The organism is Capnocytophaga sp. oral taxon 323 (assembly GCF_001278825.1).
GTDB lineage: Bacteria > Bacteroidota > Bacteroidia > Flavobacteriales > Flavobacteriaceae > Capnocytophaga > Capnocytophaga ochracea.
In genome coordinates this window covers 1,319,430-1,331,903 of record NZ_CP012589.1, presented here as the reverse complement: position 1 = coordinate 1,331,903, position 12,474 = coordinate 1,319,430, and the positions used below count along the sequence as shown (strand labels likewise).

Annotated in this window: 10 protein-coding genes; all 10 read right to left on the bottom strand. The window is 41.0% G+C overall.

Going from position 1 to position 12,474, the window contains the following annotated elements; genetic code table 11:
* Nucleotides 1–267 precede the first annotated feature (267 nt).
* Complete coding sequence (locus AM608_RS05685; RefSeq protein ID WP_009418481.1) at nucleotides 268–579, bottom strand: DUF3467 domain-containing protein; 312 nt, start codon at nucleotides 577–579, stop codon at nucleotides 268–270.
* A 3-nt stretch (nucleotides 580–582) separates the two neighbouring features.
* On the bottom strand, nucleotides 583–4,869 hold the full coding sequence (rpoC, locus tag AM608_RS05680) for a DNA-directed RNA polymerase subunit beta' (protein ID WP_009418470.1): 4,287 nt from the start codon (nucleotides 4,867–4,869) through the stop codon (nucleotides 583–585).
* 317 nt (nucleotides 4,870–5,186) lie between these two features.
* On the bottom strand, nucleotides 5,187–5,363 hold the full coding sequence (locus AM608_RS12775) for a phosphinothricin acetyltransferase (RefSeq protein WP_082315830.1): 177 nt from the start codon (nucleotides 5,361–5,363) through the stop codon (nucleotides 5,187–5,189).
* A gap of 437 nt (nucleotides 5,364–5,800) precedes the next feature.
* A complete protein-coding gene (locus AM608_RS05670) occupies nucleotides 5,801–6,313 on the bottom strand; it encodes a GNAT family N-acetyltransferase (RefSeq protein WP_053581046.1) in 513 nt (170 codons plus the stop codon).
* Between the two features lie 30 nt (nucleotides 6,314–6,343).
* A complete protein-coding gene (locus tag AM608_RS05665) occupies nucleotides 6,344–6,787 on the bottom strand; it encodes a DUF2262 domain-containing protein (protein ID WP_053581045.1) in 444 nt (147 codons plus the stop codon).
* Nucleotides 6,788–6,979: 192 nt separating this feature from the next.
* Entirely contained in the window at nucleotides 6,980–10,789 is a 3,810-nt protein-coding gene (rpoB, locus tag AM608_RS05660; RefSeq protein WP_053581044.1) for a DNA-directed RNA polymerase subunit beta, read from the bottom strand.
* Nucleotides 10,790–10,953: 164 nt separating this feature from the next.
* Nucleotides 10,954–11,247: a hypothetical protein gene (locus AM608_RS05655; protein ID WP_009420759.1), complete on the bottom strand. Its 294-nt coding sequence runs from the start codon at nucleotides 11,245–11,247 to the stop codon at nucleotides 10,954–10,956.
* The gene (locus tag AM608_RS05650; RefSeq protein ID WP_053581043.1) at nucleotides 11,219–11,422 is read right to left on the bottom strand and encodes a hypothetical protein; all 204 of its coding nucleotides are present in this window, start codon (nucleotides 11,420–11,422) and stop codon (nucleotides 11,219–11,221) included. The genes AM608_RS05655 and AM608_RS05650 overlap by 29 nt, the downstream gene beginning before the upstream one ends.
* Nucleotides 11,423–11,504: 82 nt before the next feature.
* Nucleotides 11,505–11,888, bottom strand: coding sequence for a 50S ribosomal protein L7/L12 (gene rplL, locus AM608_RS05645; RefSeq protein ID WP_002673673.1), 384 nt, complete (start codon nucleotides 11,886–11,888; stop codon nucleotides 11,505–11,507).
* A 51-nt stretch (nucleotides 11,889–11,939) separates the two neighbouring features.
* Complete coding sequence (rplJ, locus tag AM608_RS05640) at nucleotides 11,940–12,455, bottom strand: 50S ribosomal protein L10 (protein ID WP_002673671.1); 516 nt, start codon at nucleotides 12,453–12,455, stop codon at nucleotides 11,940–11,942.
* Between the last annotated feature and the right edge of the window lie 19 nt (nucleotides 12,456–12,474).

The window sequence follows — 12,474 nt, the reverse complement described above, 5'->3', positions numbered from 1 at the left end:
TTTGGGTATGGGGAGCTTATAGAGAGCTTATAGGAAGCTTATACGAATCTTGGACGATTGGTATAGGAAGGGTGTATAATGCACTATGTATGAGAAGAATAGAGGGCGAAGAAAAACGACATTAAAAGTAAGTTTAGTAGGGTGATAAAAGGTAAAAAGCTAAAAAAGGAATTGGCTTTTGAAGAAAGTGTAATAAAAAAATGCCAAAGGTGTGAACCACACAGGCGGTTAACATCTTTGGCAAAGTTATGATTATTTCTAATTAAATTAAGCTTGTCCGGTTACACCAAAGAGAGGTATGGCGTGACGGTCGTCGCTATTGGTGATAGTGCCATTGGCTTGTTCAAACTTCTGGATATTATCATCTAAGGCGAATAGCAGGCGTTTGGCGTGCTCAGGTGTAAGGATAATGCGACTGCGCACTTTCCCTTTGGGCATACCTGGCATTACGCTCACAAAATCGACTACGAACTCGGTAGACGAGTGGTTGATAATTGCTAAGTTAGAGTATACTCCCTTGGCAACCTTGTCGTCGAGCTCAATGCTCAACTGTCCTTCTTTTTCTTCTACTTCGTCCATTGTCTATCTCGATTTTTTCTTTTCTACCACGGGTTCTAAATCGGCTTTAGAACCTACGATGATTTTCTCGTATTCTTTGAGTCCGGTACCTGCTGGTATACGGTGACCTACGATTACGTTTTCTTTCAAGCCGTCGAGGAAGTCTACTTTACCACTTACCGCTGCTTCATTTAATACCTTCGTAGTTTCTTGGAAAGAAGCTGCTGAGATAAACGATTTTGTTTGCAACGATGCGCGAGTGATACCTTGTAGCACTGGCATAGCTGTAGCAGGAATCACATCGCGGGCGATTACCAAGTTCTTATCGGAGCGTTTGAGTAGTGAGTTCTCATCGCGCAATTCACGCAGGCTCACTATTTGTCCGGCTTTTAAGTTTTCGGAATCTCCGGCGTCTTCTACTACTTTTTTACCAAACAAGCGGTCGTTTTCCTCGATAAAGTCGTCTTTGTGAACTAACTGACCTTCGAGGTAAAGAGTATCACCTGGGTCTTGGATTTCCACTTTACGCATCATCTGGCGAACGATAACCTCAAAGTGTTTATCGTTAATTTTCACCCCTTGCAAGCGGTATACTTCTTGTACTTCGTTTACTAAATACTGTTGTACTGCTGATGGCCCTTTAATACGCAAGATATCATCAGGTGTTACAGAGCCGTCAGAAAGTGGTTTACCTGCACGTACAAAGTCGTTTTCTTGTACCAAGATTTGGCTCGATAATTTCACCAAGTATTTACGTTCTTCGCCTGAGCGTGAGGTAACGATTACCTCTTTATTACCGCGTTTGATTTTACCGAACGATACTACCCCGTCAATTTCGGATACGATGGCAGGGTTCGATGGGTTACGTGCTTCGAAGAGCTCGGTAACACGAGGAAGACCTCCTGTAATATCCCCAGCTTTGGCAGAGCTACGCGGTATTTTCACGAGCACCTTACCTTCTTCAATCTTGCTGTTGTTGTCCACCATAATGTGGGCGCCCACAGGCAAGTTGTAAGAGCGGAGCGTTTCACCATTCTTATCAGTGATGAGCAAGGTAGGAATTAGCTTCTTGTTACGCGATTCTACAATCACTTTTTCTTGGAAGCCTGTTTGCTCGTCTATTTCCACTTGGTAAGTAACGCCCTGTTCGATATCTTCGTAAGCGATTTTACCAGAGTATTCCGAGATGATTACCGCATTATAGGGATCCCACTGGAAGAGTAAAGTTCCTTTTTTCACCTCTTCTTTGTCTTTTACAAAGATATGCGCTCCATAAGGAATATCGTGTGTTTGAAGTACCATTTTGGTAGTAGGGTCAAGCACGCGGAGCTCAGATGAACGCACTACTACGTCCACAGGGTTTTGTTCGTTGTCTTTACCACGAACTACGCGTAAGTCTTCTATTTCTAGTACACCGTCAAAACGGGCTTCAGTTTTATTTTCTTCTGATACGTTACCCGCAACCCCACCTGCGTGGAAGGTACGCAAGGTAAGCTGGGTACCTGGTTCACCGATAGACTGGGCAGCTACTACTCCTACGGCTTCCCCTTTCTGTACCATACGTCCGGTAGAAAGGTTGCGACCGTAACATTTTGCACAAATACCGTGTTTTGCTTCACAAGTAAGTGCCGAGCGTACTTCTATCATATCAATAGGAGCGGCTTCTATTTTATCTACTATTTTTTCAGTAATTTCTTCACCAGCACCCACAATAAGTTCTTCGGTGAGAGGATTGTATACATCGTGGAGCGATACACGTCCTAAAACGCGCTCGCCAAGAGTTTCTACTACTTCCTCGTTCTTTTTGAGGGCACGTACTTCTACCCCACGCAAGGTTCCACAGTCTTCTGTATTAATAATCACGTCTTGCGATACGTCTACCAAACGACGAGTTAAGTAACCTGCGTCGGCTGTTTTCAAAGCGGTATCGGCAAGACCTTTACGGGCACCGTGGGTAGAGATAAAGTATTCGAGGATAGATAGACCTTCTTTAAAGTTCGACAAGATAGGGTTCTCGATAATTTCACCACCCCCTACGCTCGATTTCTTAGGTTTTGCCATCAAACCACGCATGCCGGTAAGCTGACGAATTTGTTCCTTAGAACCACGCGCTCCCGAGTCGAGCATCATATACACTGAGTTGAACCCTTGCTGGTCTGTACTGATGCGTTTCATCGCCAATTCAGTAAGTTGCGCATTGGTAGATGTCCACACGTCAATCACCTGATTATAACGTTCGTTGTTGGTGATGAGCCCCATATTATAGTTCATCATAATACCATCTACGAGTCCGTTAGCTTCGGCTATCATATCAGCTTTTTCTTGCGGAATGATGATATCCCCTAAACTGAACGACAATCCGCCTTTAAAGGCAAAACGGTATCCCATATTCTTGATTTTGTCAAGGAAGTCTCCCGTTACAGGAATGCTAGTAGCTTTGAGGATACGACCGATGATATCACGCAATGATTTTTTGGTAAGTACCTCGTTGATGTAGCCTACTTCCAAAGGCACAAGCTCATTGAAGAGCACACGTCCAGTGGTAGTTTCTACTACGGGATAATATACATTGCCATTTTCGTCGAGGTCACGCACTTTCACTTTAATAAAAGCGTTTAAGCTGAGCTTTCCTTCGTTATAAGCGATATTCACTTCTTCTGCTGAATAAAAAACTGAGCCTTCCCCTTTAATAGGATATTCAGGGGTAGACTTACGACCTTTGGTGATGTAGTAAAGCCCCAAGACCATATCTTGTGAAGGTACAGTAATAGGCGAACCATTCGCAGGGTTGAGGATATTGTGTGAAGCCAACATCAAGAGTTGTGCCTCTAAGATAGCCTCAGGACCTAATGGCAAGTGCACCGCCATTTGGTCACCGTCGAAGTCGGCGTTGAACGCTGTACACACAAGTGGGTGCAACTGTATTGCTTTCCCTTCGATGAGCTTAGGTTGGAATGCCTGAATACCCAAACGGTGCAAAGTAGGAGCACGGTTCAGTAGTACAGGGTGACCTTTAATTACATTCTCCAAAATATCCCATACTACGGGCTCTTTCTTGTCAATGATTTTCTTAGCTGATTTCACCGTTTTCACAATACCGCGCTCGATGAGCTTACGTATTACAAATGGCTTATAGAGTTCGGCTGCCATATTCTTTGGCAAACCGCATTCGTACATTTTGAGTTCAGGACCTACCACAATTACCGAACGTGCTGAATAGTCTACACGTTTACCGAGGAGGTTCTGACGGAAGCGCCCTTGCTTACCTTTCAATGAGTCAGAAAGTGACTTAAGCGGACGATTAGACTCTGTTTTTACAGCTGATGATTTACGTGTGTTGTCGAAAAGTGAATCTACCGACTCTTGAAGCATACGTTTCTCATTGCGCAAAATCACATCAGGCGCTTTGATTTCCATCAAGCGTTTTAGACGGTTATTGCGAATAATCACACGTCTGTAAAGATCGTTAAGGTCGGAAGTCGCAAAACGTCCCCCATCGAGTGGTACCAACGGGCGCAATTCAGGCGGAATCACAGGAATCACCTTCATTATCATCCATTCAGGTTTGTTCTCGCGGTTTCTTTGAGATTCGCGGAACGCCTCTACCACTTGTAAGCGTTTAAGAGCTTCAGTTTTGCGTTGTTTAGAACTTTCGTTATTAGCTTTGTGACGCAAGTCGTAAGAAAGTGCGTCTAAATCCAAACGTTCTAAGAGCTCAAGAAGACACTCAGCCCCCATTTTAGCGATAAACTTATTAGGGTCAGTATCTTCTAAATATTGGTTATCAGCAGGAAGACTCTCAGTAATAGCGAGATATTCTTCTTCTGAAAGGAAGTCTAAGTATTGTAAATCTTCACCTTCTGGTCCTTTGGCAATACCTGGTTGGATAACTACATAGCGCTCGTAGTAGATAATCATATCCAACTTTTTCGAAGGAAGCCCTAACAAATAACCTATTTTGTTAGGTAATGAGCGGAAATACCAAATGTGAGCGATAGGCACCACAAGGTTGATATGTCCTACTCTTTCGCGGCGTACTTTTTTCTCGGTTACTTCCACGCCACAACGGTCGCAGACGATGCCTTTATAACGAATGCGTTTGTATTTACCACAAGCACATTCATAGTCCTTTACAGGACCAAAAATACGCTCACAAAACAACCCGTCGCGTTCAGGTTTGTGAGTACGATAGTTGATAGTTTCAGGTTTAGTAACCTCACCGCGTGAAACGGCTAAGATAGATTCAGGAGAGGCCAAACCAATCGAAATCTTATCAAATTTAGGAACAGCTGTATTTTTTTCTCTTGCCATATTATTTATGGTGAATATAATAAATTTATCGGGCTTCATAGAGGTCTCCCCACGAAGCCTATTTACAAAATATCGTGCAAAAGTACAACTATTTTTTAAAATAGCAATTATTTTTTCGTAATATTTTTAGAAGAATATTTTAAGAGGTTGATAGTTAGTAGTATAAAATTTATCGAAGTCTCAAACTTTTAAACTTTCAAAGTTTCTACTCGCCTGTCCTGCTACAGCCTTTGCCAAAGGTTCTAATTTGCTTGTCGTGCTATGCCCTTTCTCAAAGTTGAAATCTCCTCCGTATTACCTTCATCATTCGTCATTCGTCACTCGTCATTTCTTCCCTTATCCGTCACTATCTTTCCCCTCTTCGAGGTAGCCAGCAATAGCTGGGTATGTGCCCCGAGAGAGCGGAGTATGTGTAAAGAGGGAGGTTTGTCACCTTTTCCAGCTTGTCCCCCTTCGGGGGTTCGGGGGTTTACCGAATAAATGACTCGCCACATTCCCCTTCTCTCCGAGGGGGCTAGGAGGAGGTTTCTTTTGATTTTCCGTCACACTCCCCCTAGTGCCTATGGCCTAAGGCCTATTGCCTCTTCCTTTTTCTTTCGCCTCGAAACCCTCTTTTTACCATTTTTTATATCACTGTATTATACTATGAGTCAATCATTTGTGTACTCTTCCTATACCAATCGTCCAAGATTCGTATAAGCTTCCTATAAGCTCTCTATAAGCTAACCCCACCCTCCTTACACCCTTTTTTCATCAAAAAACCTCCCAGTCTTTTTATGATTTCTTCCGTTTCCTTCCGAAAATCCTGACCAGTCTGATTTGTCCGGCAAGCCAAACCAGTCAAAAAAACTTTTTTATCACTACCTTCGCCCATCCGTGTTCTTTTTGCGTATAACTAATCATTGTATTTTTTAAAGTAAGGGGGGATATTTTAAAACATCGACAGTTTCATTAAAATATCGGTTTGAGCATCAGAGCCTAAGACGAAGGTGTGGGTATCAAAAGCTACAAATCCATTTTTTTGGTAAAAACGTAAGGCTCTTTTGTTCTTCTCCCATACCCCTAGCCATACATAGGGTACCCTTCGCTCTTTAGCTACTTCAATAGCTTTTTGATAAAGCGCTTGACCTACCCCACTGCCGTGAAATTCCTTTAACACATAGATACGTTCTATTTCCATTGCATTAGAGTCCTGTGGTTCTGTTTGAGCAGAGGCAAAATTGAGCTTCAAATAACCTATCACCTTGTTTTCTTCTTCGGCAAAGAAGAAAAGAGAATCTGGATTTGATAGTTCTTGCTGTATTTTGGCTGTTCCAAAACTCGTAGTGAGATATTGCTCCATATCCTCTGGAGTATTAGTCTCAGCAAAGGTTTCATAGAAAGTTTGTTTGCCAATAGCCTGCAATAAGGCTATATCAGTTGTGATGGCAGGACGTATATTCATATTGGTATATTAAGTTATAGTTCAGTATCATTATCCGCTAATAGTTTCTAAGCTAAGATGATAGCTGTCATCAAGTTTTATATTCACCAAATGACCAAGAAAGTAGTCAGGGGCGGTATCTATATCAAAAGTGCAGGCTATTTCTTTGCCTACTTCACAATACAAATTATGCAAATACACCGCCTCACAAAACTGCTCATCAGAAACTGCTTGCTCGCCTTCTTCTTCGCGTTCTTCTTGGGCTTCTTCAAAAAGTTCTCTTACCTCTTCATTTTTGAGGAGAAACTCTAAAACAGCTTCCTTGTGCTGTTCCAACCACTGTATTTTGGTTACTACTTGCTGAAATACTTCTTGCTTTTCTTCTTCTGTAAAGTGGTGTTCAGCATCAAAACGGACTACAATTTCAGCTTCTTTTTTATGCCAAAAGGTAAAGAATGCTTGATACTCTATTTGGTTTTCAGTGATAAAATTCATATTCAATATAACAAATAATCATTGATAATGAGAGCAAAGGTAAACATAATTAGCGAATTAACCAATATATCAAAAAAAACTTTCCCTTTTGAAAAAAAACAAAAATTCCAAACTACTGAATATTCAATAGTTTGGAATTTTATTATAATTTCAACAATTAATTATTAACCATTAACCATTAATAATTAATCATTACTCTTCAAGTCTAATATCCAATCCAAGACCTTTAAGCTCGTGCATCAATACGTTGAAAGATTCTGGCAATCCTGGTTCTGGCATTGTCTCACCTTTTACAATCGCTTCGTAAGTTTTGGCACGACCTACTACGTCATCGGATTTTACAGTTAAGATTTCGCGTAAGGTACTAGATGCTCCATAAGCCTCTAATGCCCATACCTCCATCTCTCCAAAACGCTGACCACCAAACTGAGCTTTACCTCCCAATGGCTGTTGAGTGATGAGTGAGTACGGACCGATAGAACGCGCGTGCATCTTATCGTCAATCATATGTCCGAGCTTAATCATATAAATTACCCCTACAGTGGCTTTTTGGTCGAAACGTTCACCAGTACCACCATCGTATAGGTAAGTATGACCGAAACGCGGTACGCCTGCTTCATCAGTAAGCTCATTAATTTGCTCAAGCGATGCTCCATCGAAGATAGGAGTTGCAAACTTCTTGCCGAGCTTTTGTCCTGCCCAACCCAATACAGTTTCGTATATCTGACCGATGTTCATACGTGAAGGCACCCCAAGAGGGTTCAACACAATGTCTACCGGAGTTCCGTCTTCAAGGAATGGCATATCCTCATCGCGAACGATACGTGCTACGATACCCTTGTTACCGTGGCGACCTGCCATCTTATCTCCTACTTTTAGTTTACGTTTCTTAGCCACATAAATCTTAGCTAATTTGAGGATACCTGCAGGTAATTCGTCTCCCACAGCAATGGTAAATTTATCGCGACGCAATCCTCCTTGTAGGTCATTTTCACGAATGCGATAGTTGTGTAAAAGGTCGTCTATAAGACCGTTGATGTGCTTATCGTCAGTCCAACCTGCAGAAGTAAGGTGAGCATAATCCTCAATACCTTCAAGCACTTTCTTACTATATTTCTTACCTTTAGGCACAATTTCTTCACCGAGGTCGTTTACTACTCCTTCCGAAGTCTTTTCAGCCACCAAACTATATAGTTTTTCCAATAATTTAGAGCGAAGAGCTTCAAACTTAGCGTTGTAATCAGCTTCTAATTGTGCTACATCTTCTTTATCTTTACTGCGTTTGCGTTTGTCTTTTACCGCACGTGAGAACAATTTTTTGTCGATAACCACCCCGTAAAGTGAAGGTGAAGCTTTTAGAGAAGCGTCTTTCACATCACCTGCTTTATCACCAAAGATAGCACGGAGGAGTTTCTCTTCAGGGGTAGGGTCTGATTCTCCTTTAGGAGTAATCTTACCGATAAGAATATCCCCTGGGCGTACTTCTGCTCCAATGCGAATCATACCGTATTCGTCCAAATCTTTGGTTGCATCTTCCGATACGTTAGGGATATCATTGGTAAGTTCTTCAGCTCCCAATTTAGTATCACGCACTTCCAAAGCGTATTCATCAATGTGGATAGATGTGAATAAATCTTCACGTACAGCGCGTTCCGAAATCACAATCGCGTCCTCAAAGTTATAACCTTTCCAAGGCATAAACGCTACCTTCATATTACGACCGAGTGCTAACTCTCCGTTTTCAGTAGCATAACCTTCACACAACACCTGACCTTTTTTCACTCTCTCACCTTTTTCAACTATCGGTTTTAGGTTGATACAAGTGCCTTGGTTTGTTTTTTGGAATTTGATAAGGTTATATACTGTTTCATCAGCATCAAAGCTTACCAATTTTTGTTCATCAGTACGGTCATAAGTGATAATGATTTTATCAGCATCTACATAATCAACGGTACCATCACCCTCTGCATTCATAAGCACACGAGCATCTGAAGCTACACGGCGTTCCAAACCTGTTCCTACGATAGGCGCTTCAGGTCTTAACAAAGGTACTGCCTGACGCATCATATTCGAGCCCATCAACGCACGGTTCGCGTCGTCGTGTTCCAAGAACGGAATAAGGGAAGCCGAAATAGAAGCGATTTGGTTAGGCGCCACGTCTATATATTGTACTTCGTTAGGTTCAATTACAGGGAAGTCACCATCTTCTTTTACAACCACTTTTTCCTCAATGATATTAGCTTTATCGTCTAATGCGATATTAGCCATACCAATTTTGAGTCCTTCTTCGTCTTCGGCAGTCAGGTAGGTCATATCTTTAAGGTCTACCTTCCCATTAGTAACTTTGTGATAAGGGGTTTCTATAAAGCCCATACCGTTTACCTTCGAGAATACCGCCAACGAAGATATCAAACCGATATTTGGCCCTTCTGGGGTTTCAATAGGACACAAGCGTCCGTAGTGAGTATAGTGTACGTCTCGCACCTCAAAGCCCGCACGCTCGCGCGACAAACCTCCAGGTCCTAAGGCGGACAAACGGCGTTTGTGGGTAATCTCAGCCAATGGATTCGTTTGATCCATAAACTGAGATAATTGATTTGTACCAAAGAACGAGTTAATCACAGACGAAAGGGTCTTCGCATTGATTAAATCGATAGGAGTAAATACCTCGTTGTCACGTACGTTCATACGTTCGCGAATAGTGCGCGACATACGAGAAAGACCTACGCCAAACTGAGCTGCCAATTGCTCTCCTACCGTACGCACACGGCGGTTAGACAAGTGGTCGATATCATCTACCTCTGCTTTAGAGTTGATGAGCTCAATCAAATATTTCACGATGGTGATGATATCCTCTTTGGTAAGCACTTGCTTTTCCATAGGGGTATCCAATCCCAATTTTTTGTTGATACGGTAACGCCCTACGTCTCCCAAGTTGTAGCGTTGGTCTGAGAAGAATAGCTTGTCGATAATACCGCGAGCAGTTTCCTCATCGGGTGGTTCAGCATTACGCAACTGTCGGTAAATGTGTTCCACTGCTTCTTTTTCAGAGTTGGTAGGGTCTTTTTGTAAAGTATTGTGGATAATGGTATAATCAGTAGCCTGACTATCTTCTTTGTGAAGAAGAATGGTCTTTACATCAGCTTCTAAGATTTCTTGAATGTTATCTTCATCGAGTACAGTATCGCGGTCGAGGATAATCTCATTACGCTCGATAGACACTACCTCTCCGGTATCTTCGTCTACGAAGTCTTCGTGCCAAGTGTTGAGCACACGGGCAGCTAAACGACGACCGATGTATTTTTTAAGCCCTGTTTTAGAAACCTTTATTTCTTCTGCAAGGTCGAATATTTCCAATATATCTTTATCGCGTTCAAAACCAATTGCACGGAAGAGAGTTGTTACAGGAAGTTTTTTCTTACGGTCGATATAGGCATACATCACGTTGTTGATATCGGTAGCAAACTCAATCCACGAACCTTTGAAAGGAATAATACGTGCAGAGTAGAGTTTAGTACCATTAGCGTGAAACGACTGACCGAAGAATACCCCTGGTGAACGGTGTAACTGCGATACTACTACACGCTCAGCTCCGTTGATAACGAATGTTCCGCTTGCCGTCATATAAGGGATTGTGCCCAAATAAACGTCTTGTACGATAGTTTCAAAATCTTCGTGCTCGGGGTCAGTACAATAAAGCTTTAATCGGGCTTTCAGAGGCACACTATAAGTAAGACCGCGTTCTATACATTCTTGGATAGTGTAGCGAGGAGGGTCTACGAAATAGTCGAGAAACTCCAATACGAATTGGTTGCGAGTGTCCGATATAGGAAAGTTCTCTTTAAAGGTATGATACAATCCCTCGTGCACTCGGTCTTCCGATTTGGTCTCCATCTGAAAGAACTCTTGAAACGATTTGATTTGAATATCCAAGAAGTCAGGATATTCAGGAACGTGTTTCACGGAAGCAAAATTCACTCTTGCGGTTTGATTCGTAAGCATTTTCTTTACTTTAATATTATTGTTTAATCGTTAGTAGTAAGTCGTTAGTCGTGAGTTTATCATAGTTAAGACTTTGTCAAAGTCCTAAACTTTTTTTAAGTTGATATGGCACAAATCTCTTGCCATAATATCGTTGTTGTATTGTTGTTTTTTTAAGTAAGTTACTAAAATAAAGGTTCTTGATAATTACTTCTAAAATCTCTTATTTCTATTACATTAAGTTCTTTGTATACTTTATAATAAATTACAAACCTTTTATTTAGGAAATATTTTCTATATAAATCCTTAATTTCACTATAAGCTGCTAAAAAATAAGGGTTTTCAACTAACTCATCTTCTAAGGCTTCAACAGCTTGTATTATCTTAAATGAATAATCAAAAGAACCATTGTGTTTCTCCCAATAGTCGAGAGCATCGTAATATTTTCTTTTAGCCTCTATTACCCAACTTACTCGCATATCTTTCCCGTACTTCTTTCCGTACTTCTTCACTACTCATTATCATTCCTAATTTTGATTGCTCTTCTGCAATCGCTAAACTCTTTAGCTCATCAGGTGTTAATTGATAGTAAAAATCTTCTTTTTCAAAAGAATGTTTAGGGTCATCTATTTCTGTATTCAATAGAGTTTCCATAGCCTATTATTTAAATTACAAAATGGTTTAGGTCTAATTCCTACTGAAAAAGACCTAAACCTTATAGGGTTTATAAGTAAAATTATTTCAATTCTACTTCTGCACCAGCTTCTTCTAAAGATTTTTTAAGCCCTTCAGCTTCTTCTTTAGAAACACCTTCTTTTACTTTTGAAGGAGCGCCGTCTACTACTTCTTTAGCTTCTTTTAGTCCAAGACCAGTTAAGTCTTTTACTAATTTAACAACCGCTAATTTGTTAGCACCTGCTGATTTCAAGAATACATCAAATTCTGTTTTTTCAGCACCAGCTTCTGCTGCACCTCCGGCTACTGCACCTCCAGCGGCTACTGCTACTGCTGCAGCTGCTGGCTCAATGCCGTACTCATCTTTCAAGATTTGTGCAAGCTCGTTTACTTCTTTAACGGTTAAGTTTACTAATTGTTCTGCGAATTTTTTTAAATCTGCCATTTTTCTATCGTTTTTGTTTAATTGTTTAAAAATAATTTTGTGCGTTTAGTTTTATTTTTCAGATAAGGTCTTGATGATACCAGCCAATTTACCTCCTCCTGATTTAAGAGCTGAAACAACGTTCTTGGCAGGTGATTGGAGCAAGCCAATGATTTCACCAATAACTTCGTTCTTAGATTTGAGAGCTGATAAGGCGTCTAATTGATTGTCGCCGATAAATACAGCTGCATCTACATATGCCCCTTTCAAGATAGGTTTCTCTGATTTCTTGCGGAACTCTTTAATGAGCTTAGCAGGAGCGTTCCCTACTTCAGCATACATCAATGAGGTATTTCCTTTAAGAATAGTTGGCAATTCACCAAACTCTTTTTCTGAAACTTCCATTGCTTTGGCAAGCAAAGTGTTCTTTACAACTGCCAATTTGATATTTGCTTTGAAACAAGCACGACGCAATGCGCTTGTGTCCTGAGCATTCAAACCAGTTAAATCTGTTACATAAATAACATTACTCTCAGCTAACTGTGCAGTTAAATTATCTATTACTAATGATTTTTCTTCTCTTGTCATAATTTCGGTTTTTAACTAC